General features: G+C 40.3%; 22 protein-coding genes. 14 read left to right on the top strand and 8 right to left on the bottom strand.

What is annotated here, in order from left to right; genetic code table 11:
• Positions 1–11 precede the first annotated feature (11 nt).
• Entirely contained in the window at positions 12–1,586 is a 1,575-nt protein-coding gene (locus tag GO593_RS17020; RefSeq protein ID WP_000234419.1) for an aldehyde dehydrogenase (NADP(+)), read from the top strand.
• A 51-nt stretch (positions 1,587–1,637) separates the two neighbouring features.
• Here the strand turns inward: GO593_RS17020 and GO593_RS17015 are convergent, their stop codons facing one another.
• Positions 1,638–2,534 (bottom strand): hypothetical protein, encoded by an 897-nt coding sequence (locus tag GO593_RS17015; protein ID WP_001022500.1) that lies wholly within the window; start codon positions 2,532–2,534, stop codon positions 1,638–1,640.
• Positions 2,535–2,863: 329 nt separating this feature from the next.
• Here GO593_RS17015 and GO593_RS17010 point away from each other — a divergent pair, with 329 nt between their 5' ends.
• From GO593_RS17010 to GO593_RS17000, 3 genes are all read left to right on the top strand, one after another.
• Positions 2,864–3,694, top strand: coding sequence for an alpha/beta fold hydrolase (locus GO593_RS17010; RefSeq protein ID WP_000542611.1), 831 nt, complete (start codon positions 2,864–2,866; stop codon positions 3,692–3,694).
• 158 nt (positions 3,695–3,852) lie between these two features.
• The gene (locus tag GO593_RS17005) at positions 3,853–5,091 is read left to right on the top strand and encodes an NADH:flavin oxidoreductase/NADH oxidase family protein (protein ID WP_000862288.1); all 1,239 of its coding nucleotides are present in this window, start codon (positions 3,853–3,855) and stop codon (positions 5,089–5,091) included.
• 15 nt (positions 5,092–5,106) lie between these two features.
• Positions 5,107–6,174 (top strand): saccharopine dehydrogenase family protein, encoded by a 1,068-nt coding sequence (locus GO593_RS17000; RefSeq protein ID WP_000184209.1) that lies wholly within the window; start codon positions 5,107–5,109, stop codon positions 6,172–6,174.
• 61 nt (positions 6,175–6,235) lie between these two features.
• On the opposite strand, the gene GO593_RS16995 is transcribed toward GO593_RS17000, so the two are convergent.
• Positions 6,236–7,042: a type 1 glutamine amidotransferase domain-containing protein gene (locus tag GO593_RS16995; RefSeq protein ID WP_000477544.1), complete on the bottom strand. Its 807-nt coding sequence runs from the start codon at positions 7,040–7,042 to the stop codon at positions 6,236–6,238.
• 75 nt (positions 7,043–7,117) lie between these two features.
• A complete protein-coding gene (locus GO593_RS16990) occupies positions 7,118–7,534 on the bottom strand; it encodes a MerR family transcriptional regulator (RefSeq protein ID WP_001026795.1) in 417 nt (138 codons plus the stop codon).
• 154 nt (positions 7,535–7,688) lie between these two features.
• On the opposite strand from GO593_RS16990, the gene GO593_RS16985 reads away from it, so the two are divergent.
• Positions 7,689–8,381 (top strand): type 1 glutamine amidotransferase domain-containing protein, encoded by a 693-nt coding sequence (locus GO593_RS16985; protein WP_000044224.1) that lies wholly within the window; start codon positions 7,689–7,691, stop codon positions 8,379–8,381.
• A gap of 93 nt (positions 8,382–8,474) precedes the next feature.
• Here the strand turns inward: GO593_RS16985 and GO593_RS16980 are convergent, their stop codons facing one another.
• The 5 genes from GO593_RS16980 to GO593_RS16960 all read right to left on the bottom strand — a co-directional run bounded on the left by GO593_RS16980 (position 8,475) and on the right by GO593_RS16960 (position 13,344).
• Positions 8,475–9,680, bottom strand: a complete 1,206-nt coding sequence (locus GO593_RS16980; RefSeq protein WP_000044144.1) for an NAD(P)/FAD-dependent oxidoreductase — start codon at positions 9,678–9,680, stop codon at positions 8,475–8,477.
• Positions 9,681–9,838: 158 nt separating this feature from the next.
• Positions 9,839–10,387 carry an RrF2 family transcriptional regulator gene (locus tag GO593_RS16975; RefSeq protein ID WP_000323486.1) on the bottom strand — a complete coding sequence of 183 codons (549 nt, stop codon included), beginning with the start codon at positions 10,385–10,387 and terminating at the stop codon, positions 9,839–9,841.
• A 198-nt stretch (positions 10,388–10,585) separates the two neighbouring features.
• Positions 10,586–11,605: an MBL fold metallo-hydrolase gene (locus tag GO593_RS16970; RefSeq protein WP_000155956.1), complete on the bottom strand. Its 1,020-nt coding sequence runs from the start codon at positions 11,603–11,605 to the stop codon at positions 10,586–10,588.
• 140 nt (positions 11,606–11,745) lie between these two features.
• The gene (locus GO593_RS16965) at positions 11,746–12,315 is read right to left on the bottom strand and encodes a TetR/AcrR family transcriptional regulator (RefSeq protein WP_000113707.1); all 570 of its coding nucleotides are present in this window, start codon (positions 12,313–12,315) and stop codon (positions 11,746–11,748) included.
• Between the two features lie 93 nt (positions 12,316–12,408).
• Positions 12,409–13,344, bottom strand: coding sequence for a LysR family transcriptional regulator (locus tag GO593_RS16960; protein WP_001004594.1), 936 nt, complete (start codon positions 13,342–13,344; stop codon positions 12,409–12,411).
• A 178-nt stretch (positions 13,345–13,522) separates the two neighbouring features.
• Between GO593_RS16960 and GO593_RS16955 the strand changes: the two genes are divergently transcribed.
• The 9 genes from GO593_RS16955 to GO593_RS19100 all read left to right on the top strand — a co-directional run bounded on the left by GO593_RS16955 (position 13,523) and on the right by GO593_RS19100 (position 23,121).
• Positions 13,523–14,287: an SDR family oxidoreductase gene (locus GO593_RS16955; protein WP_000190710.1), complete on the top strand. Its 765-nt coding sequence runs from the start codon at positions 13,523–13,525 to the stop codon at positions 14,285–14,287.
• Positions 14,288–14,299: 12 nt separating this feature from the next.
• Entirely contained in the window at positions 14,300–15,055 is a 756-nt protein-coding gene (locus tag GO593_RS16950; protein WP_000272929.1) for an SDR family NAD(P)-dependent oxidoreductase, read from the top strand.
• 44 nt (positions 15,056–15,099) lie between these two features.
• A complete protein-coding gene (locus tag GO593_RS16945) occupies positions 15,100–16,011 on the top strand; it encodes an SDR family NAD(P)-dependent oxidoreductase (RefSeq protein ID WP_000154577.1) in 912 nt (303 codons plus the stop codon).
• 2 nt (positions 16,012–16,013) lie between these two features.
• Positions 16,014–16,475 (top strand): MaoC family dehydratase, encoded by a 462-nt coding sequence (locus tag GO593_RS16940; RefSeq protein ID WP_000164988.1) that lies wholly within the window; start codon positions 16,014–16,016, stop codon positions 16,473–16,475.
• Between the two features lie 9 nt (positions 16,476–16,484).
• Positions 16,485–18,308: an acyl-CoA dehydrogenase gene (locus tag GO593_RS16935; RefSeq protein WP_000064136.1), complete on the top strand. Its 1,824-nt coding sequence runs from the start codon at positions 16,485–16,487 to the stop codon at positions 18,306–18,308.
• Between the two features lie 157 nt (positions 18,309–18,465).
• Positions 18,466–19,839 carry an outer membrane protein transport protein gene (locus GO593_RS16930; protein WP_000730716.1) on the top strand — a complete coding sequence of 458 codons (1,374 nt, stop codon included), beginning with the start codon at positions 18,466–18,468 and terminating at the stop codon, positions 19,837–19,839.
• A 137-nt stretch (positions 19,840–19,976) separates the two neighbouring features.
• On the top strand, positions 19,977–21,617 hold the full coding sequence (locus tag GO593_RS16925; RefSeq protein ID WP_000166093.1) for an AMP-binding protein: 1,641 nt from the start codon (positions 19,977–19,979) through the stop codon (positions 21,615–21,617).
• Positions 21,618–21,691: 74 nt separating this feature from the next.
• On the top strand, positions 21,692–22,594 hold the full coding sequence (locus tag GO593_RS16920) for a bile acid:sodium symporter family protein (RefSeq protein WP_000534578.1): 903 nt from the start codon (positions 21,692–21,694) through the stop codon (positions 22,592–22,594).
• A 365-nt stretch (positions 22,595–22,959) separates the two neighbouring features.
• The gene (locus GO593_RS19100) at positions 22,960–23,121 is read left to right on the top strand and encodes a hypothetical protein (RefSeq protein ID WP_153300538.1); all 162 of its coding nucleotides are present in this window, start codon (positions 22,960–22,962) and stop codon (positions 23,119–23,121) included.
• The last annotated feature ends 224 nt before the right edge of the window (positions 23,122–23,345 follow it).

Here is a 23,345-nt window from a genome sequence, read left to right as displayed (position 1 = left end):
GGAATATAAAAATGGTCATTGGACACAACTTTATTGGCGGTTCACGCAGCGCACAAGGTACAACCTTATTAAAAAGTATTCATGCTACGACTGGTGAAGCTTTGCCTTATGAGTTTCATCATGCAACCGAGCAAGAGATTAATCAGGCTTGTGAAGCCGCCAGTCAAGCGTTTAAGACTTACCGCCATACCACACCTGAACAGCGTGCTGTTTTTTTAGAAAATATTGCCGATGAGCTCGATGCTTTGGGTACAGATTTTCTTGAAATCGTCTCACAAGAAACCGCTTTGCCACTTGCACGCTTACAAGGTGAACGTGCCCGGACCAGTGGGCAAATGCGTTTATTTGCCAAAGTGCTGCGCCGTGGTGATTTTTTAGGTGCCCGTATTGATACCGCTTTGCCTGAGCGCCAGCCTTTACCTCGCCCAGACTTGCGTCAGATTAAAATCGGTGTTGGCCCTGTGGCAGTCTTTGGGGCAAGTAACTTTCCTTTAGCATTCTCAACTGCGGGTGGAGACACTGCTTCGGCACTGGCGGCTGGATGTTCGGTGGTAGTAAAAGCCCATAGTGGGCATATGGCGACAGCAGATTTTGTAGCTCAGGCAATTGAGCGTGCCGTAGAAAAATCAAATATGCCAAAAGGTGTATTTAACATGATCTACGGTAATGGTGTGGGCGAGCCTTTAGTGAAGCATCCTTTAATTCAGGCTGTGGGTTTTACAGGTTCATTACGTGGTGGTCGTGCTTTATGTGATATGGCCGCAGCCCGTCCACAACCGATTCCTGTGTTTGCTGAAATGAGCAGTATTAACCCGATGTTGATGTTGCCAGAAGCCTTAAAAAACCGTGGTGAAAAAATTGCACAGGACTTGGCTGATTCAGTGGTTTTAGGCTGTGGTCAGTTCTGTACTAATCCGGGTTTGATTTTGGGAATTAAATCAGCTGAATTTAGTCAGCTCATTAGCAACCTGACTGAAATTATGGGGGCTAAGCCTGCGCAGACTATGCTCAATGCTGGCACCTTAAAAAGTTATACCGCTGGTCTTGAGCACTTAACCCAGCATCAAGGCATCAAGCATTTGGCAGGTCAAACTCAACAAGGTAATCAGGCTCAGCCACAACTGTTTAAAGCTGATGTTGAATTATTGCTGGCAGGTGACCAGCTTTTACAAGAAGAAATCTTTGGGCCAACCACAGTCATCATTGAAGTTGAAGATAAAGCCCAACTCATTCAGGCCTTACAAAGTATGAATGGGCAACTGACTGCGACTTTAATTGCCGATGAAGCTGACTTAACCGAGTTTGCAGATGTGGTTCCTGTATTAGAAGAAAAAGCCGGTAGATTACTTATAAATGGCTACCCAACAGGTGTTGAGGTCTGTGATGCGATGGTGCACGGCGGGCCATACCCGGCAACTTCAGATGCACGAGGTACTTCAGTTGGAACCTTGGCCATTGACCGTTACTTGCGCCCTGTGTGTTACCAGAACTATCCGCAAAGTTTATTGCCAGAGGCTTTAAAAGATAGCAACCCGTTGCAGATTTTAAGACTGGTTAATGGTGAGATGACTAGAAACGCGATCTAAAAATAAAAAGAGACCACGAGTTGGTCTCTTTTTATATCTCGAAGAATAAATTTATAACGGAGTAGGCAAATTAAGCACGACTTGAGCATCTTCGATAACATCTAAGCGGAGAATTTTTGAAGCGCCAAGTTCATTTAGCAGCTTTGTCAAAGGCCCCTCATCTTTCTCGAGTTGAATATTCTTTGGAAAAAGTTTTTGCGCAAAAGAAAGAACGTTTGATTGAACGTCTGTTTGGTGCCATTTCCCGTCAACAATATGTAGCATGGTTGCTTTATTAATATGTGTTTCAGAATTGACACGTTTTAAAGTAGGAACAGCAGTTTTTAAACTTAAATCTAATTTTCCATTAACATCGAAAATTTTGGCTTGAACCTCTTTTGAACTAATACCGATATCAATTTTTGTTAACCATTTTGGTAACTGGTAACCATATACACCCCGTACTCGGGCGATTTCAGTATCGACAGGTAAAGCTAAAACATGTGCATGAAAGTGGCGTTGACGCATCGATTTCATTAACTCTACGATATGTGGCCCACGAGCCTTGGGTTTGCGTACAACAATCGCAATCGACACCTCGTTATACGGGTCATTGTCACAAACCGAATAGCTAAAGAACGTAACTGCGACCAATCCATAACCCGGAAATGGTTGTAAGGGCGTTAAAGCATCAGGAAGTTTTGCCTTAATATGTTGAATGGGAGCAAGCATTAATAGCTGAACATTTGCACTACGATAATAAAAGTTCGGTGCCCAAACAGGTCCAACTCTTGATTCAACTAATTTTTTAGGAATATGACGGAAAAAGTCGATATTGCCAGCAGCAGGGTCTTGAGCGACTTCATCTAAATCGGGATTCATTCTAAAACGGTCATAATAACCACCTTTGGGTACTTTGATTTTTTGTTGTCCAAATTCAACCTCAGTAAATTGTTGTTTTATATTCATTGGAGTTCACCTTTACATTAATTGACCGCGTAGCTACCGTTGTCTTTATCAAGACGTGTTAATTTATAGCCAATGTCGGCACTATAAGGTTAAAGTTCACTTTAAAGTCAAGACTTTAATTTCTAGCTGTAAAGTCTTTGACATTTAAAAGAAATAAAATAAAAAACAATTAAATATTAAAAAGATACAGAGTACAGTAGAGTCTTCATATAAATTTTATTTTAACAATAAGATTGAGACTATTGACCTTAAAGCTAACTTTAATCTTACGATAAATATTCATACCTTTATAACGAATCTAGAAGCAGATTTTCAGCAGGAGTACAAAGATGGGATATGTAACCACAAAAGATGGCGTAGACATTTTCTATAAAGACTGGGGGCCACGCGATGCCCAAGTTTTATTTTTTCATCACGGTTGGCCTTTAAGTTCAGATGATTGGGACACACAATTGCTTTTTTTCCTTAAAGAAGGTTTCCGCGTAGTTGCTCATGACAGACGTGGGCACGGGCGCTCAAGTCAAGTGTGGGATGGTCATGATATGGACCACTATGCAGATGACGTTGCAGAAGTGGTTAAACATCTGAACATTAAAAATGCAATTCATATTGGACACTCAACTGGTGGTGGCGAGGTAGTCCGCTATATTGCACGTCATGGTCAGGAAAACGTTGCAAAAGCAGTCCTTGTCAGTGCAGTACCCCCACTAATGGTTCAAACTGAAAATAATCCTGAAGGTTTACCAAAAGAAGTTTTTGATGACCTTCAAAATCAAGTACTCACAAACCGTGCGCAATTTTTCCGTGACCTGCCATCTGGTCCATTCTATGGTTTTAACCGTCCTGATGCGAAACCATCTGAAGGTATCATTTCGAACTGGTGGCGTCAGGGTATGACGGGTAGTGCAAAAGCACATTACGATGGTATCGTGGCATTCTCACAAACTGACTTCACCGAAGATTTAAAGAAAATCACGGTTCCTGTTTTGGTGTTGCATGGTGACGACGACCAGATCGTGCCGTATAAAACTTCTGGCGTAAAATCTGCTGAATTACTTCAAAATAGCCAACTCAAAATCTATCCAGGTTTTTCTCACGGCATGTTAACTGTAAACCATGAAGTGATTAATGCTGATTTATTGGCCTTTATACGTGAATAATTAAAAACATTCAAACTTTAAAAAAGAGGCGTTAAGTGCCTCTTTTTTATTTATAACCCAATGAAATTAAAAGTAATAAAGAGAGGAATAATAAAGGGTATTGACATTAAAGTTAGCTTTAACCTTAAAGTAAAGCCATACTGAATGAGGTCATTCCAATGAAAGTGTTCGAAAAATTAGTATTCCCAAATGGCTCATATGTTCCTAACCGTATTGCTAAAGCAGCAATGGAAGAAAACATGGCTGATTTAAACCATGCACCATCAGAAGAATTAATGCGTTTATATCAGGCTTGGGCAAATGGTGGCGTAGGTTTAATTATTACCGGAAATGTAATGGTAGACCGCCGAGCGATGACTGGACCGGGCGGCGTAGTGCTTGAAGATGAAAAGCATCTAGATACTTTTAAAAAATGGGCACAAATTGGGCGCTCAAAAGGCGCTCAGATGTGGCTTCAAATTAACCATCCGGGTCGCCAGATGCAAGCTAATCTTGGTCAGCAGACGTGGGCACCATCGGCTATTTCACTTGATCTTGGCAAAATGTCAAATCGCTTTAATACACCAATTGAAATGACTGAATCTATGATTGCAGAGGTGATTCAGCGTTTTGCAAACACGGCGCGTTTAGGTGAAAAAGCAGGATTTACAGGTGTAGAAATTCATGCAGCGCATGGTTATTTATTAAGCCAGTTTCTTTCTCCACTGAGTAATAAACGCCAAGATCAATGGGGTGGTTCTTTAGAAAACCGCGCTCGCATTTTAATTGAGATTGTGGAAGCCGTTCGTAAAGTGGTTTCGCCTCAGTTTACTGTTGCAGTGAAACTAAATTCAGCCGATTTCCAACGTGGTGGGTTTAGCGCTGAAGATGCCCAACAAGTGGTTAAAATGCTAAATGAACATGCAGTTGATTTGGTTGAACTTTCAGGCGGTAGCTATGAAGCGCCTGCAATGCAAGGTCAAGCGCGCGATGGCCGAACACTTGCTCGTGAAGGTTACTTTTTAGAATTTGCACAAGAAATTCGTAAAGTTGCCAAAATGCCTGTTATGGTGACAGGTGGCATACGCCGTAAACAAGTGGCAGAGCAAGTGGTTGAAAGTGGTGTAGATATGGTCGGTATTGCCACAGCTTTAGCAATTGAACCTAATTTGCCAAATGCTTGGAAACAAGGCCAGAATCTTACTCCTGAGTTAAAACCAATTACCTGGAAGAACAAAACACTTGCTTCACTTGCCAATATGGCTGTGGTCAAATTCCAGTTACGTAATTTAAGCGCAGGTAAAAAAACAAAACCAAATGTTTCACCAGCTTGGGCTTTAATTTTGCAACAATCAGCTATGTCATGCCGTACTCGCCAATACAAAAAAGGCATGCGTGACTATTCATTTGCTTCTTAATAAGTGAGTTGTGTTATGACAAATCCGAATGATTCAAACTGGATAATTTATGGAGCAAATGGTTACACGGGCGAGTTAATCGCTCGTGAAGCTGTACGCCTAGGTCTAAAACCAACTTTGGCTGGTCGTAACAGAGCTAAGGTTGAAGCACTTGCTCAAGAGTTGGGGCTTGGTTATAAGGCTTTTGGGCTAGATAACGTGGATGCGGTAAGTAAACAACTCCAAGGCTTTAAACTGGTCATGCACTGTGCAGGGCCATTTTCCGCGACATCGAAACCCATGATGGAAGCTTGTATAAAGGCAGGTGCTCACTATCTAGATATTACGGGCGAAATCGCCGTATTTGAATTGGCACAGTCACTTAACAGCCAAGCCGAAAAAGCCTATGTTGTGCTTTGTCCAGGTGTTGGTTTTGATGTGATTCCGACAGATTGCGTTGCCGCTGCGCTCAAAGAAGCACTGCCAGATGCGACCTATTTGGCGCTTGGTTTTGATTCAAAAACAGGGCTTTCACCGGGTACTGCAAAAACAAGTACAGAAGGTATGGCCGAAGATGGCAAAATTCGTAAAAACGGAAAAATTACCACTGTTCCATTAGCACATTATGTCCGGACCATTGATTTTGGTGATGGTAAAAAAAGTGCTATGAGCGTTCCATGGGGAGATGTATCTACAGCTTTCTATACAACAGGTATTCCAAATATTGAAGTATTTGTACCCGCATTTCCCAAAATGATTATGGGCGCCAAAATGATGAACTATTTACGCCCAGTATTAAAAATTAATGCTGTGCAGAAGTTTATTAAGTCGCGTATTGAAAAAACGGTTGTGGGACCAAATGAGGAACTTCGCGCGAAAGTACCTACCTATGTTTGGGGTGAAGTAAGAAACGCGCGTGGAGAAATAAAAACCGCCCGTATCCAAACGGAAAACGCTTATAGTCTCACGGTAAACGGTTCACTGACTGTAGTGAATTATTTACTCAAAAATACCGTTAAAGGTGGTACATATACACCTGCAAAACTGATGGGTTATAAGCTAGTGACTGAGCTGCCGGGTTCAGGTCCACTGGTTATTACTTAAAAGAAAAGCCAATTAGAGAGTTAATCTGTAATTGGCTTTTTAATATGAATATTTTATCAATTTATTGAATGCTACTTAAACGCTTAACGACTGCTTCTGCAATTTCTTTACTCGACTGTGGGTTTTGTCCAGTAATAATTCTGTCGTCTGAAACCACATACGAGGTAAATGGAATAAATGCTTGTTTGTAGTTTGCTCCACGTTCAATGAGTTCATTCTGTAAAGAAAAAGGAACTTGAGACTTAATACCAGATAAAGTTTCTTCGATATTTGCGAAACCAGTAACAGTTCTACCCGCAATTAGTGGTTTACCATTTTCATTCTGTAGAGGTAATAAACCACCTACGCCATGACAGACCGCTGAAACAACCCCACCTTGGCGATAGATCTGTTCGCTAATGTTTTGCAAAGCTTTATTGTTTGGGAAATCCCACATGGTACCGTGTCCACCCGTATAGTAAATGGCTTTGTACTGGGTAGGATTAATCGTGTTCGGAGCCAATGTCGTTTTCAACTTCTGCATAAATGCTGGGTCAGCTAAACGCTGACGAGCGGATTTGTCTAAGTAAATAGACTTTAAACTACGCTCATCTAACGGCACTTGACTGCCTAAAGGACTTACAAAATCCATTTCATAGCCAGCAGCTGATGCAACATCATAAAAATGGATGAGTTCAGTCAACCACAGCCCTGTTTTATCCGAACGAGAAGGGTAAGCCGAGTGATTAGTCATGACGACTAAAATTTTTCCATTTATTTTTGCAGGGCTTTGAGCTTTATCTGAACCTGCGGCATAAACCGCATTTGTAGATAAAAGAATGGCAAAAATAATGCTTAAACAACGTTGAAAGTTCCACACTTTAAACATGACAGGTCCTCATTTATCACCTGTAATCAATCGTATGTTTAAAGCACACTTTAAGGTCAATATACCTTTAAGGAATTACGGAGTTTTTGATTTATCGTAATAGAGATTCATGAGACGTTCGGCATTTTCTTCACAGGTAATTTCATCGGGTTTGTTATTAATTGCTTCAACCATAGTACGTAAGTTTTGCTTACTGACTTTTAGCTTTTGTTCTAAAAGCTCTATTTCCTGAATTTTAGATTCAAGTGTTTGGATGAGTGCGTCATGGTTCCAAGTAGTTACCTTTGACGGTAAAAATGATTTAATTTCTGCTAAAGAAAAGCCAACTTGCTGGGCTTGCTGAATTAAAGAAAGTTGTTTCAAATCATTATCAGTATATTCACGGTAGCCATTCGATTTCCTTTTTGCTTTAGGCAAGAGTTTGATTTGCTCATAATAACGAATTGTAGGGGTACTTAAACCACTTAGTTTTGATAACTCGCTAATATTCATAGCCACATACTCTATTGACATTAAAGTTAACTTTAGACTTATAGTAATGTAAAAGCAAGTTCATAACTTTACTAAGCGCACACTTTCAGTAACAGCTTTCTATGTTTTGATAGATAAAAGATAGAATTATAAATATGAAGAATGAGGTGAGAAAATGTCTAAACGCATATTACATGTCGTGACCAATGTTTCAAGCTATAAGAATGTCGATGAACCAACAGGGCTGTGGTTAGGGGAGCTCACCCATGCTTATGATGAGTTTGAAAAGCAAGGCTATATACAAGATATTGTGAGTCCAAATGGTGGAAAAACTCCGATTGAACCTAAATCGCTTGTGCCTTTAGTGGCAGATAAATCTGTTAAAGACCGAGAAAAAGATCAAGCTTTTATTACGCTGCTGGAAAATACTTTTAAGCCTTCCGACATTAATTGGCAAGATTATGACGTGATCTACTATACGGGTGGTCATGGTGTGATGTGGGATTTTCTAGATAACCCTGAACTGCAAGAAATCACCAAAAATATTTATGAAAAAGGCGGTATTGTTTCGAGTGTTTGTCATGGCTATTGTGGCTTGCTCAATGTCAGACTTTCCAATGGCGAAAGACTTATAAAAGGCAAAAAGTTAACAGGCTTTGCATGGAGTGAAGAAGTTTTGGCAGGGGTGGCAAAAAAAGTGCCATATAATGCCGAAGAGTTAGCGAAAGAATATGGCGCTCGTTATGAAAAGGCTTTTATTCCTTTTGCGCCGTATGTCGTTCAAGATGGCAACTTGATTACTGGTCAAAACCCGTTTTCAGCTAAGAAGACGGCTTTAGCGATAATAGAAGAGCTAGAAAAGTCATAATTTAATAATTCAAATATAAACCCTAAAAGTAGAACCAACGATGGTCTTACTTTTAGGGTTTTTAAATAAATGGATTGATCAAAAAAATTAAGCTTAAGGAACAATCACAAAATCAGGGTTTGCTATTGCAAAAACTGCTTCACGGTCAGCAACTGGTGGATAAATCCAAACAGTATTAATTTCCTGTTTAATTTTTTTCGCTTCTTCACGCACAAATTGAACTTGTCGATCCCAACCTTCGGTATAAAGTGCACCCCAAGGACCCAAGTCAACACACGTCACATACTTCGGTTGGCTGTATGGATGAAGTGGTAAATCAACCAATTCTGCCGCAGCGTTATAACCCGCCACACGGCCTAAGCTCATAGCATGCTGGCACGACATCACATTAAAATTGCCTAAATCATCGGTTGGAACTTTTACAGTGTCACCAGTCACAAAAATGTTTTTTGCTTCAGGTGCATGTAAATAAGTATCCCCAATCAAACGACCTAAATTATCTTTTTCACCAGCAATTTGAGAGGCAAGTGGATTAGCCCGCATACCGGCAGTCCAGATCACGGTCTCTGTTTCAATTTTTTCGCCGTTAGAAAGCGTTACGCCAGTGGCATCTAGCGCAGTAACTCTTAGCCCAGCTTTACCTTCAACACCGAGTTCGCTAAGGGCTTCTCGAATAACACTAGCAGCTTGGTCGCCCATTGCTGCACCAATTTCTGTTGAGGAGTCAACCAAAACCACACGGACATCAGTTTCACCTAAAATGCTACGCAAACGTTCAGGCATTTCGGTCACGGTTTCTAACCCAGTAAGACCACCACCAGCAACGACTACAGTATTACGAGCTGCATTTGCAGGTTTAGTGGCTAAGTTTTTAAGATGATGATCTAGTTTTCCAGCATCTTCTAATGTATTTACGCTAAATCCATATTCTTTTAGACCTGGTATAGGTGGCATAAAAGTGGTACTTCCGGTTGCCAGAATAAAACGGTCATAGCTTAAGTTTTGCTTGTTGCCATCGGTGGTTGCAACTTCGATGGTCTGTTGGTTTGAGTCAATTTTATTTACCCAACCTGCCAGAAATTTAACCCCAACCACGGTTAATAACTCTGAAATATCAGGGTTCATGTTTTCAAGCACGGCCTCATAAAGACGAGGACGAATCCCGACATTTGGACTAGGGGAAACCATCATCACTTCAATGTTTTGTTCTTGTGATGCTAAATGGATTGCTCTTTGTGCAGCGAGTGCAGCCCATAAACCTGCAAAGCCAGAACCAGCAATAATAATACGCTTACTCATTGGATTATCCTTTTGATCGATTTTTCGGACAACACGTTCCAGCTCATCATAAAATTTAGGGTGAGCGAATCCATTCTCTGATTGTCCGAAAAAATCTGAGAAGGCGTTTAAAACGGATTAGGGATGTTTTACTTTAGTATTTGAGGCTTATTAGCTCATTAGTCGGGAGTATCCCGCGATATTTTACTTTTCCGCATTTTTGCTGTTCTTCCTTCAATGCGCTCGTTGATCCAACCATTTACATCACTAAAAAATACGTCGGGGGCATAACGGCCAAAACGGTCTGCAATATCGCCAAGTGTATGAGCACCTAATGCGTCTCGCATAGCTTTTTCGGCTTGTAGCATGACAGCATGTACGGCACACACACCACTGGTTGCCCAATCTGGTGGGGCATTGTTAAAGACTGCACATTTACCACGCACTTCTTGGCACTCAAAAAGCGGTTTTTCACCTTCGATTGCATTCACGATATCTAAAAAGCTGATTTCGTGAGCAGATCGAGCCAGTAAATAGCCGCCGCGAACACCTTCTTGAGCAACAACCAGACCTGCCTTTTCAAGTTTAGGAAAAATCTTGGCCATAAAACTCGGAGAGACTCCTTGTAATTCAGCAAGATCCTTACTACTCAAAGGTTTATCTTCATTGTTCACAAGGAAAAGAAGACAGTGAATCGCATACTCGACGCTACTAGTGATATAAGCCATTTAATTTCATAATTGATCAACTATAAACACAGACTAATGTAGTCTGTGTTTATAGTCAATAATAAAACTAAGACAAAGTTTGTCCTAGTTTTATTTGGAAGTGGTATTGAGGCTAGATGTGTAGGGTATATAACTGAATTTAAATACCTTTAAATTGAAATTTAATAGGATAAATAATTTAAAAAATTATCGGAAAACTTACGAACGCCACCAATAATTTTCAATATTTGGTTCCTCTAAGTTCAATAATTCACCCATTTGCGGTGTGCTAATCGCTAAATTATTTTGTTGAGCCAAAGCGACGATACGTTCAAATGGGTCATCCCAAGCATGAAGCGCCAAGTCGAAAGTACCGTTATGGATAGGCAACAAATGACGTCCTTTTAAGTCGATATGTGCTTGTAAAGTTTGCTCTGGTTGCATATGAACATCGGGCCATTCGGGGTCGTAAGCACCAGTTTCTAACATGGTCAGATCGAAAGGACCGTAACGATGCCCAATCTCTTTAAAACCGTCAAAATATCCCGTGTCACCGCTAAAAAATACACGTAAGTCATTATCAATAATCACCCACGACGCCCAAAGCGTCGCATTGCTATCACCCATTCCACGGCCTGAAAAATGATGGGCAGGGGTAGCCACCAGTTCGAGTCCATCTACATGTGTAGTGTCCCACCAGTCGAGCTGCTGAACCTTCTCTGCTGGAATTCCCCATTTAATAAGGGTGTCGCCTACACCAAGTGGTGTTAAGAAATGCTCAACTTTATCGTTAAGCTGCATGACCGCATGGTAGTCTAGATGGTCGTAGTGATTATGCGACAAAATCACGCCTTTAATGGGTGGTAAGTTTGCAATGCTAATCGGTGGTTGGTGAAAACGTTTTGGACCAATCCATTGAAAAGGTGAGGCACGCTCCGAAAAAACAGGGTCGGTTAACCAAAACTCATTTTGCAGTTTTAATAAAATAGTTGAGTGGCCCAAACGAAATAGAGACCGGTCAGGCGCACTTAATAATTGTTCTTTCGACAAACTTAAAACAGGAATTGCTTTGTTTGGAACAGTGCCTTTGGGTTTGTTAAATAAAAACTTCCACATGAGTTGAAGCGTTTTGCCAAAAGAAGGCTTGTGTTGGTTTGGACGTGTATTTCTAAATTTGCCATTGTGTTGCTGAGATGGCATTAAGGGAGCAGGCAAGTCTGTTGTATTTGAAATAGTCATCTTATTTTTTCCTTATTGGAACAAACCTAATGTGCAAATAAGAACTTGAACTAAGTGCTTATTTTGATTTATTTAAATGAGTATTTACTCACTCATTAATTCATTAAAAGATAAGGATGCCGTGCATCCTTATCTTTTATCTATATTGAAACTGCATGCCAAAACGCTTCAAAACCAGATTTGCGATAACGCTCGGTTTGAGAAGGGTCTTGGGCAATAAAATTAAGTGTAACTTCGGCAAGCGCACCTAAAATTGAAGCAATAAATAACGGCGGGTAATCTTTTAACTTGCCGTCATTAATACATTCTTGAATGTTTTGAGTCAGGTCACAAAAGGTTTGCATACCAATTTGTTTACTTTGCTCGGTAATTTGTTCCGAGGTGGAAAGCTGCGCCATCACTTTACGTTTAAGAGGAGCTTCTAAACTCCAGTCCAAATAGCTTTGCCAAATGTGCGACATTTGTGTTTGCAAGTCAGCGTTAGTCGGGTAACCATGCATCATGACCTGACGTAACTCAGCTTTTAGCGAAAGATATAACTGGTTAAGCAGCTCTTCTTTATTACTAAAGTAGGTAAATAAAGTACCTTCTGCTACGCCAGCAACTTTGGCAATTTTTGAGGTAGACGCACGCTCGCCAAGCTCTGCCAATGTTTCGATAGCAGCACTTAAAATTGCATTACGTTTATCTTCACTTCGAGGACGAGCCATATACAAAAATATTAATTGAGTGATTACTCAATCATACATAAAAATATGAGCAGCGCAAGCATAATAGAATTTTACTGTCATAAATTTACTATTTTATAAACTATTCATAAGCTGCAATATTTGGCTCTTACACCATACGATTTGGTGTTCATGGGACTTTTGCTGATCCCAATATAAATTCATCTGATATCCAGCTATATCAATGGGTAGCGGATGCACCTTAATTTGAGGGTAAGTATCTTTAAAATGAGCAATTTGACATTGAGGAATTGTGAGTAAATGGTCCATTTGTGTAATTAATCGGATTGCCGTTTCATATTGTTGGCAGCGGAAACTAATCGTTCTTTTGATACCTTGTTTAGATAAGAAAAAATCTTCAAAGACACGACCTGTGGGACGAGAGGACACCGTAATGTGCTTAGCTTCTAAATAAATTTCTTTAGTTAAGTTTGTCTTTGATAATAAGGGATGCTGCTTGCGACTTATTACTACAAATTGATCTTTAGTAAGGCATTCATAACCAATGCTATCTTCAACTGAATGTTGAACATCAATCGCAAAATCAATTTTCCCCGTAGAAAGCTCATGTCTTAAGTTTTTACGATCAATGCGTACGCTATTTAACTGCAAATTAGGATTAAATTGAGTCAAGTGCTGAATAATAGAGGGTAAAAAAATTCCTTCATACTCATCATTCATAGCAATTGTGAGATGCTTTAAATCTCGTGCTGGCACAAAGTCATGTGTGCTCTGAATTGCTTGATGTATAAGTTGTAATGACTGTTCAATTTTAGGCCATAAACGTTTGGCTAAAGGTGATGGAACAACACCGTGTCCATCTCGAATAAATAATGGATCATTAAAATGATCACGTAAACGTGCCAAAGCATGGCTAACAGCAGGTTGACTTAGATAAAGTTGTTCACTGGCCCGTGTTAGATTTTTTTCTTTATAAATTGCCACAAATACACGAAATAAATTCAGGTCAATACGAGCAAGAGAGACAATATTATTATTCATTTCATTCATAGTTTGTTATTCAAACAATTCATTTTATTCATTGTAACAAGTTAGATATGGTCAGGAAATAGCGTAAGAAATAGAGTGATTAAAACCGTGAATTTTGAATGTAGCGCTTGTGGTAACCACATTTAGAAGCATTGATTACAACTAATTTTTATAAAACCTATGAACATAAGGAAATGATATGGCAACACATTTATTTGATTTGACTGGAAAAATAGCCTTAGTTACAGGTGCAAGCCGTGGTATTGGTGAGGAAATTGCCAAACTTTTAGCAGAACAAGGCGCACATGTAATTGTATCTAGTCGCAAGATTGAAGATTGCCAACGCGTTGCTAATGAAATTATTGCAGCAAATGGTAAAGCGGAGGCAGCCGCTTGTCATGTAGGTAAACTCGAAGATATTGCAGCAATTTTTGAATATATTCGTAAAGAACACGGTCGTTTAGATATTTTAGTCAATAATGCGGCTGCCAACCCTTATTTTGGTCATATTCTCGATACAGATATTGGGGCCTACAACAAAACGGTTGAAGTCAACATTCGTGGATATTTCTTCATGTCTGTTGAGGCAGGTAAATTAATGAAAGAACAGGGTGGCGGTGCAATTGTTAATACCGCATCTGTAAATGCCCTGCAACCCGGAGATCGACAAGGTATTTATTCTATTACCAAAGCTGCGGTGGTGAATATGACCAAAGCCTTTGCAAAAGAATGTGGACCATTGGGCATTCGAGTGAATGCTTTATTGCCGGGTCTTACCAAGACCAAATTTGCTTCGGCACTATTTGAAAATGAAGATATTTATAAAAGTTGGATGGACACAATTCCATTACGCCGTCACGCAGAACCACGTGAAATGGCAGGTACCGTATTGTATCTAGTGTCCGATGCTGCGAGTTACACCAATGGTGAATGTATTGTGGTTGATGGCGGTTTAACTATTTAGGGAGGAATAGCAATGTACGAACATTATTCAGGTCAAGTGGTCTTAATCACAGGTGCGGCGAGTGGATTTGGTGCATTGCTGGCAGAGCAACTGGCAAAGTATGGTGCAAAATTAGTGTTGGGTGACTTGAATATTGAAGGGTTAAATACCGTAGTTGAACCGCTACGCCAAGCAGGAGTGGAAGTGGTTGCGCAAGTGTGTGATGTCAGCTGTGAAGCAGATGTACAGGCTTTGGTGCAAAGTGCAGTTACTCAGTTTGGTAGAGTCGATGTCGGGATCAATAATGCAGGTATGAGTCCGCCTATGAAAAGCTTTATTGATACCGATGAAGCAGATCTGGATTTGAGTTTTGCCGTCAATGCCAAAGGTGTGTTCTTTGGAATGAAGCATCAAATTCGTCAGATGTTGCAACAAGGTGGGGGCATTATTCTGAATGTTGCTTCTGTTGCAGGTTTAGGCGCTGCTCCCAAATTGGCTGCCTATGCTGCGGCAAAGCATGCTGTGGTGGGATTAACCAAAACAGCAGCGGTTGAATATGCAAATAAAGGCATTCGAGTTAATGCAATTTGTCCATTTTATACAACCACCCCGATGGTGGTCGACAGTGAACTCAAAGAGAAACAAGACTTTTTAGGGCAAGCCTCGCCAATGAAGCGTCTTGGCCATCCAAGCGAAGTGGTGGCAATGATGCTGATGATGTGTGCCAAAGAAAACTCATATCTCACAGGTCAAGCCATTGCAATTGATGGCGGCGTGACAGCTTATTAAAACATTTATTAAATACATCTTATTCATATGTTTAGGAAAAAATCATGACAATTAATTTAAGCAATCGAGTGGCTATTGTTACAGGTGCAGGCGCAGGTCTAGGGCGGGAACATGCATTGTTACTGGCTCGTTTGGGTGCAAAAGTGGTCGTGAATGATCTTGGTAGCGATGTAAACGGAAAAGGTGGCTCAACCATGGCGGCCCAAAAAGTCGTGGATGAAATTATTGCGGCTGGTGGTGAGGCGATGGCAAATGGTGCTTCAGTCACTGATATTGAACAAGTTCAACAGATGGTAGATGAAACCATTGCCCGTTGGGGACGTGTAGATATTTTAATTAATAACGCTGGAATTCTTCGAGATAAAACTTTTAGCAAAATGTCACTAGATGACTTTCGTACCGTGATTGATGTCCACTTAATGGGGGCAGTAAATTGCACAAAAGCGGTATGGGATATCATGCGCGAGCAAAAATATGGTCGTATTGTTATGACGACTTCATCATCTGGTCTATATGGCAACTTTGGGCAGTCCAACTACAGTGCTGCAAAAATGGCATTGGTTGGACTCATGCAGACACTGGCTTTAGAGGGTGAAAAATCTAATGTTCGGGTGAATTGTTTAGCACCAACAGCTGCAACTCGTATGCTTGAAGGATTATTACCCGAAGAAGCCCTTAAAGCTCTTGCTCCAAGTGCGGTCAGTCCTGCAATCGCGACTTTGGTTAGCGAAGATGCACCTACCCGTATGATTCTTTGTGCTGGCGCAGGTAGTTTTGAAGCTGCCCACATTACCCTTACGCAAGGAATTTATTTAGGTACGGATGAACAAGTTCCGCATGTTTTAGCACAACGTTTAGCTGATGTTTCAGACCGAACAGATGAGTTTGTGCCTGTCAGAGGAGGCGCTCAGGGTGAGCTTGAGCTGAAAAAAGCTTCATTAATGGCAGGAGAGTAATTTTGACAAAAAATACATTAAGCATCGACCAACTGGTTGAGTTGCAAGGTCAAGCATTAGGTAGCTCGCAATGGATGACCATTGATCAAAGCATGATTAACACCTTTGCGGATGTCACACAAGATCATCAATTTATTCACGTGGATGAAGAAGCTGCTCGCCAGACACCTTTTGGTGGCACGATTGCCCACGGTTTTTTAACACTCTCTTTACTTTCAGCGATGGCCGCTCAAGTCTTGCCGACTGTACAGGGGCAGAAATCTGGCGTGAATTATGGCATCAATAATTTGCGTTTTATTAGTCCTGTATATAGCGGTAAGCGGGTGCGTGGAAATTTTCACTTAAAAAATGTTTCCCAAAAAAATGAGGGAAGTTATCAGTTGATCATGGAAGTCACGATTGAAATCGAAGATCAGGCAAAACCGGCACTTGTGGCCGAGTGGCTTACACTTGTAAATGTATAGGAATAAACCATGAGCAATGAATTAATTCTCTCTCGCCGTGATGTCGATTTTTTGCTATTCGACTGGCTAAAAGTCGAAGAACTCAGCCAACGCGATACTTTTGCAGGACAGGACCGTTTTGAATATACATCTGTTTTAAACGTTTACGAGGCTTTGGCAACCGATTTATTTGCTCCTCATAATAAAAAAAATGACAGTAACGAACCTGTTTTTGATGGTGAACGTGTAACTGTTAATCCTGAAGTCGGGGTCGCACTTAAGGCCTTTGCTGATGCAGGTTTGATGAGTGCAGCGTTTCCGTCAGATTGGAATGGAATGAACTTACCCAATACCATTGAGCGTGCAGGTATGGCATATCTACTCGGTGCCAATTCAGGAACAGCGGGCTATGCCTTTTTAACCATTGGTAATGCAAATTTATTAATGGCTCATGGTGAACCTGAAAAAGTTAAACCCTATGTCAACGCCATGATAGAAGGCAAATGTTTCGGAACGATGTGTTTATCGGAGCCGCAAGCAGGTTCAAGTCTGGCTGATATTCGTACACGTGCGATTAAAACAAAAGATGGTCGTTATCGTTTGTTTGGAAACAAAATGTGGATTTCAGGTGGCGAGCACGATATCTCTGACAATATTGTTCATTTGGTTTTGGCAAAAATTCCAGATGAAAATGGACAATTACCAGCAGGTGTGCAAGGCATTTCTCTGTTTACCGTACCGCGCAAATTACTCGATGAAAATGGACAGCCAAGTGAACGCAATGATGTGGTATTAGCTGGAATTAACCACAAGATGGGTTATCGGGGAACAGTGAATTGTGTGCTGAATTTTGGGGAAGGTCGTTTCACACCCGAAGGAGAAGCAGGCGCAATTGGTGAACTAGTCGGCGAAGCTGGTAAAGGGCTGGCCTATATGTTCCATATGATGAATGAAGCCCGAATTTCGGTTGGACTTGGGGCAGCAGCATTAGGATATACAGGTTATCTTCATGCTTTAGATTATGCAAAAACACGAGTACAAGGTCGCTCTCGTAGTGAACGCAATCCAAGTTCCCCACAAATCCCGCTCATTCAACATGCAGATGTACGCCGTATGCTCTTGGCGCAAAAAGCATATGTCTCAGGCGCATTAGCACTGTGCCTATATGCAGCCCGATTAACCGATGATATTCACTCCCTTGAAGATGCCGAGCAAAGCAATCAAGCCCATCAATTACTTGATCTATTAACACCAGTAGTGAAAAGCTGGTCTTCTGAATGGGGACTTGTGGCAAATGATTTAGCTATTCAAGTTCATGGCGGCTACGGTTATACCCGTGAATATAATGTTGAACAGTTTTATCGGGACAATCGACTTAACCCGATTCATGAAGGAACATTTGGCATTCAGGCACTCGATTTATTAGGGCGAAAAACTCGTCTTAATCAGGGGCTGTCGATGAAGCTATTACATGAAAAAATCATGAATACGATCGCACAAGCCAAAGCTGAGCCTTCTTTAAAAGATCATGCAGATCAATTAGACCAAAAGTGGCAACTCATCCGAAATGTAACAGAGAAATTGCATGCATTAACCGATGTAGAACTTCAACTGGCAAATGCCGCCAATTATCTGGAAGCTTTTGGGCATCTTGTAGTGGGGTGGTTATGGCTTGATCAAGCGGTAGTCATTCATAAACTCATGCCGAACTCAACAGATCCTGATTTTCTGTATGGGAAGCTTGCAGCGTGTGATTATTTCTTTGGCTGGGAAATGCCGAAAATTATAAGTTGGTTAGCGGTACTTGATCCGGTAGAGACGACTCCACTCAATATGTCAGAAGAATGGTTCTAGTAAGAACCATTCCTTAACCGCGCCGTTTGACAGAAAAGGAGAACAACCTGATTTTATAGAAAATACCTAATAAGAATCACTATGTAAAAACAAACATCAGGCGTTCAGTAAAGAGCGCCCTAATAAGTAAAAATAAAAATCTAGGACGGATTAAAAGATGAAAAAGAAAACATTAGTCATGGTCATGGCTTCATTTTGTACGAGCCCACTCTATGCAGCAGCATTTGATCGAACAGGACAATCAATTTCTGCATTTCTACAACCTGGTAATTATTTTGAGGCAAGTTTATCTGTTTCAGACACTTCATTAGAAGGACAAGAAGCGGGTACAAACCCAACACGTAATAGTATTTCTGATATTGCAAACTCTGATTATCGTCCCAGTGCAGCCTTGAAATTACAGTTAGCACCTCAGTTTTCATTTGGTTTTCTTTACGATCAGCCATTTACTTCCGACTCTGAATATTACGGAAATAACAGCTTTGTTGCTAAGCCGAGTGATACGATTTTAGTACCGGGCATTGATTCAGCAACACTTGCCCAAAAGACTGGTGGAGAAGCCGTAACAGGGAACACCAAATCGAATTTTGTTATGCAAAATTTTAGTCTGATATTCGGTTATCAACCGGATAAAAACTGGAATTTTTATGCAGGTCCTGTTTATCAGACATTTAAAAGTAACGTCAATTTAAGAGGTCAAGTTTTCAGTTTATATAATGGCTATGACTTTAATGCCAAAGAAGTTGGAGATTGGGGATGGCTGGCAGGATTTGGTTATCAAATTCCCGAAAAAGCCATTAAAGCCTCATTGACCTATCGTTCAGAAATTATGCATGAAGTGACTGCTAATGAAAATGCGCCACTGGTTGATATGTTGAGTACGCAGCAAGGCCGTGATTTTCTTGATCAGCATTTGGCGTATATGGTTTCTATAGGACAACTCACTGAATCGCGGAAGGAGGCACTCAATCGTATTGTTGCGGGTTTACCTGAAGCAGGCACATCAGGCTCAACTAAGTTTAGAGCGCCAGAGTCAGTGAATTTGGAATTTCAGACCGGATTACGCAAAGGTACTTTATTGTTCGGTAACGTGCGTTGGGTTCACTGGAATGATTTTGAGTTTAAACCGTATCGTTTCGGTGAAATCTCAGAAGTTGTTGGAGTTCTATCAATGCCAAGTCGTCCAAATGGTTTTAATCTGGTTCGTTATTATGATGATCAATGGTCTGCCAATCTTGGAATTGGACAACGCCTTAGCGATAAATGGTCAGGTTCAGTTTCTGTAGGCTGGGACTCGGGAGCAGGTGAGCGGGTGTCCACAGGTGGGCCAGCTAAAGGTTATTACAGTGTTGGTCTTGGTGCGCAATATAGTCCAACTTCAAAATACTTTATTTCAGGTGGAATGAAGTATCTATGGCTCGGTGATGCCAAAGGACAGCTTGGTGCTCAAGCAGGCAGTGAATATTATGTTGGTGAATATAAAAATAACTATTCAATCGGTTACGGTTTGAAAATTGGTTATAAATTTTAATTCAACTATTTGATGGATCGCTTAGTTATATAAACAGTTTAATTCTGCACGAGAGTAAGCAGATTAAGAGATTAAAGAAAATATAAAAAGTGGAGTAGGAACAGTTCCATTTCTCCCTCTCATAAAAGGACAATAAGATGACAAAACAGATCTGGTTAGACGAATATAAGCAATGGAATATAGAAAGCACCATTACATTGCCGGATGAACAAACTTCACTTCTCGATTTATGGGACAACAGTTTTAATAAGTTCCAGCAAAGAAAGGCTTTTATATTTGCAGATCAATCTTTTTCTTATGCTGAAATCGATTTATATAGTCGAAAAGTAGCAACATTCTTGCAAAGTTTAGGGCTAGAAAAAGGTACACGTGTTGCCGTGATGATGCCCAATATTATTCAGTACCCAATTATTTCACTTGCCGTCATTCGTGCAGGTTATATTCTGGTCAATATTAACCCCCTCTATACAGCACGCGAGTTAAAGCATCAATTAAATGATGCAGGCGCAAAAGTCTTATTTATATTAGAACAGTTTTTACCTGTTTATGATGCTGTCAAAGAACAAGTGTCGGTTGAACAAATTATTACCACTACCATGACTGAAATGTTAGTTGACCAACCTACTGAATTAGACACCTTAGATTCTAAAAAATACGCTTTTAAGCAAATCTTATTGAAGACAAATGCCCAAGACTATATACGTCCTAAGCTTATTCTTGAGGACACTGCGCTTTTACAATATACCGGCGGAACAACAGGTGTATCCAAGGGCGCAGAATTAACCCATAAAAATATTGTTGCCAACTTATTACAAAATAATGTGGTTTTCAAAAGCTACTTTGGTGACCGAGATGCTTTTGAAGATGAAATAGCGATCTGTGCCTTACCGCTTTATCATATTTTTGGTTTTACTGTCTGTTTATTACACAGTGCAATGAATAAAGGTTATGCCACTGTTTTAGTTCCAAACCCGCGTGATTTAGATGCTCTCGTGCATTGTTTTGAAAAATATCGTCCCACGGTTTTTCCTGCTGTAAATACATTATTTAATGCACTGATTAATCATGAAGCCTTTAATAAGTTGGACCATAGCCGTTTAGAAATTACCACGGGCGGCGGTATGGCAATTTTGAAATCCACTGCCGATGGATGGGAAAAACTGACAGGACGTATTATCCGTGAAGGGTATGGCTTATCAGAAACTTCTCCTGTGGCGACCTTTAACCCGCCAATCTCTAATACTTTTAGTGGTACGATCGGTATTCCTGTACCGAGCACGGATATTGCAATTTTGGATGATGAAGGTCACCAATTAGCGCCCGGTGAAACTGGTGAAATTGCAATTCGTGGCCCGCAGGTCATGAAAGGTTATTGGAATTTACCTGAAGAAACGAAAGCGGTCATGACTGCTGATGGTTTCTTTAGAACGGGTGATATTGGCTTTATGAATGAAAAAGGCTACACCAAAATTATTGACCGTAAAAAAGACATGATTTTAGTTTCAGGCTTTAATGTTTTTCCGAACGAAATTGAAGAAGTTTTAGCCCAACATCCAAAAATTTTAGAAGTCGCCGTGGTTGGCATTGCAGATGAAAAATCGGGTGAGGTGCCGAAAGCCTTTATTGTCAAAAAAGATGACTCTTTATCGGTTGAAGAAATCCAAATCTATGCAAAAGAAAACCTGACTGGCTACAAACAACCACGCTATATTCAATTTATCAATGAATTACCCAAGTCGAATGTGGGTAAAATTTTAAGAAAAGAACTAAAAGTTTAATAAGAACTTTTAATTAAAAACATAAGTGTATGGGGCTAGAAGCTCTATAAATAAATGAAAAAAGGAATGAGATTATGGGTTCAGGATTAATTACCGTATTTTTACCAATTGCACTTGCAATTATTATGGCTGGTTTGGGTCTGGAGTTGACCATAAATGACTTTAAACGCGTGCGACAACACCCAAAAGCCGTCTTTATCGCATTATTTTGCCAACTGGTTATTTTAGTCGGTATTGCATTTATTATTTGTAAGGTTCTTGCTTTACCACCCATGCTTGCTGTTGGATTAATGCTCCTTTCTGCGTCACCAGGCGGGCCAACAGCTAATTTATTTAGTTATCTCTATAAAGGAGATATCGCTTTAAATATTACTTTAACGGCTATAAATTCGGTCATTGCTGCTTTTACACTTCCGTTAATTGTGAATTTTGCAATACAACACTTTATGGAAAATGGACAAAATGTAGGTTTGCAATTCTCTAAAATCATACAAGTTTTTCTTATTATTTTAGTGCCCGTTGGGATCGGGATGTTAGTCCGTCATTTTGCGCCGCATACGGCTGAAAAGCTCAATAAACCTGTGCGTATCTTTGCTATCTTTTTTCTCGTATCGATCATCATATTAGCAGTTGCGCGAGATTACCAAAATCTGATGACATATATTGGACAAATTGGATTGGCAACTTTGCTGTTTTGCGTATGTAGTTTAATGGTTGGCTATTTTGTTCCACGATTATTGGGTGTAAATAGCTTTCAGGCAAAAGCTTGCGCGTTTGAAATTGGAATTCATAACAGTACCTTAGCCATGACCATTGCTTTTACAGTAATGGCAAGCAGTATGGCCGCTATGCCAGCAGCAGTTTATTCATTATTTATGTACATTGTTGCTGCAATATTTGGCACATTGTTAAATCGTCTAGAAAAGAAAGAGATCGTACAAATATCAACTAAAACGTACTCAAAGAATCTTCAGTAATACTGGCAGATAAAGGTATTTAATTACCACCAGATGTTGAGAGTTTGAATTAAAAGAGGAGGCTAATACCTCCTTTTTTAGTCTCAAAATTTAAAATATTTATGGCCGAGCAAGCGCAGTCATAATAAAAAGAAAGCGTTAGAGTGCTGTTATAAAAGCAAATTGTTAAGCCAATATTTAAGGTTTTCCTTAATTATGTAATTAAATGAAAAACAATAATTAATTAAATAATTTCTAGCCAATTTCACATTGACAGCTCAAATATTGAAGATTACCATTTGCGGGCTGGCCTACATTGCCAGTCGGTTTTGACGGACCGCTATTTCAACCACATCAGGATTATTTCTTCTGAGGAAGAGTCTTGTGTGCACACCTCGTTCCCTCCCGTAGCGGTAGGACGGGAGTGGGACACTTTCGAGTGTGCTGGAGTTGAAACCAGTCCGTCAACCCGCTTCCGTTCTGCCACCATAATTTATAATGTTTCGGCAGAACTCCCAAAAGAAGGAGTTGGCTATGCACATTCATAAATTATTGGCAGTCACTGTCAAAATCTATCTCGACACAACTTAAAACACTTTAAAGAAGCTTGATTGCCTATAGGCTTTTCAGGCTTTAAATCGTCACGACCAAAACTTAGCAACAATAAAACTTGAGATGTGCCAAGCACAGTCTTTACGGCTTTGCTGTGCCTTTTTTTCTCCCAGAAAAGGCACAGGCTTTTTAATCTCTTTTAGAAACAACAAGAATTTAT

Source organism: Acinetobacter baumannii (assembly GCF_009759685.1).
Taxonomy (GTDB): Bacteria; Pseudomonadota; Gammaproteobacteria; order Pseudomonadales; family Moraxellaceae; genus Acinetobacter; species Acinetobacter baumannii.
Note: the sequence above shows the minus strand (reverse complement) of the source record. Positions and strands in the feature narration are given on the sequence as shown.

Coding starts and splice junctions, on each gene's coding strand:
- GO593_RS17020 (WP_000234419.1), top strand. CDS start 12: ATGGTCATTGGACACAACTTTATTGGCGGTTCACGCAGCGCACAAGGT.
- GO593_RS17015 (WP_001022500.1), bottom strand. CDS start 2,534: ATGAATATAAAACAACAATTTACTGAGGTTGAATTTGGACAACAAAAA.
- GO593_RS17010 (WP_000542611.1), top strand. CDS start 2,864: ATGGGATATGTAACCACAAAAGATGGCGTAGACATTTTCTATAAAGAC.
- GO593_RS17005 (WP_000862288.1), top strand. CDS start 3,853: ATGAAAGTGTTCGAAAAATTAGTATTCCCAAATGGCTCATATGTTCCT.
- GO593_RS17000 (WP_000184209.1), top strand. CDS start 5,107: ATGACAAATCCGAATGATTCAAACTGGATAATTTATGGAGCAAATGGT.
- GO593_RS16995 (WP_000477544.1), bottom strand. CDS start 7,042: ATGTTTAAAGTGTGGAACTTTCAACGTTGTTTAAGCATTATTTTTGCC.
- GO593_RS16990 (WP_001026795.1), bottom strand. CDS start 7,534: ATGAATATTAGCGAGTTATCAAAACTAAGTGGTTTAAGTACCCCTACA.
- GO593_RS16985 (WP_000044224.1), top strand. CDS start 7,689: ATGTCTAAACGCATATTACATGTCGTGACCAATGTTTCAAGCTATAAG.
- GO593_RS16980 (WP_000044144.1), bottom strand. CDS start 9,680: ATGAGTAAGCGTATTATTATTGCTGGTTCTGGCTTTGCAGGTTTATGG.
- GO593_RS16975 (WP_000323486.1), bottom strand. CDS start 10,387: ATGGCTTATATCACTAGTAGCGTCGAGTATGCGATTCACTGTCTTCTT.
- GO593_RS16970 (WP_000155956.1), bottom strand. CDS start 11,605: ATGACTATTTCAAATACAACAGACTTGCCTGCTCCCTTAATGCCATCT.
- GO593_RS16965 (WP_000113707.1), bottom strand. CDS start 12,315: ATGGCTCGTCCTCGAAGTGAAGATAAACGTAATGCAATTTTAAGTGCT.
- GO593_RS16960 (WP_001004594.1), bottom strand. CDS start 13,344: ATGAATGAAATGAATAATAATATTGTCTCTCTTGCTCGTATTGACCTG.
- GO593_RS16955 (WP_000190710.1), top strand. CDS start 13,523: ATGGCAACACATTTATTTGATTTGACTGGAAAAATAGCCTTAGTTACA.
- GO593_RS16950 (WP_000272929.1), top strand. CDS start 14,300: ATGTACGAACATTATTCAGGTCAAGTGGTCTTAATCACAGGTGCGGCG.
- GO593_RS16945 (WP_000154577.1), top strand. CDS start 15,100: ATGACAATTAATTTAAGCAATCGAGTGGCTATTGTTACAGGTGCAGGC.
- GO593_RS16935 (WP_000064136.1), top strand. CDS start 16,485: ATGAGCAATGAATTAATTCTCTCTCGCCGTGATGTCGATTTTTTGCTA.
- GO593_RS16930 (WP_000730716.1), top strand. CDS start 18,466: ATGAAAAAGAAAACATTAGTCATGGTCATGGCTTCATTTTGTACGAGC.
- GO593_RS16925 (WP_000166093.1), top strand. CDS start 19,977: ATGACAAAACAGATCTGGTTAGACGAATATAAGCAATGGAATATAGAA.
- GO593_RS16920 (WP_000534578.1), top strand. CDS start 21,692: ATGGGTTCAGGATTAATTACCGTATTTTTACCAATTGCACTTGCAATT.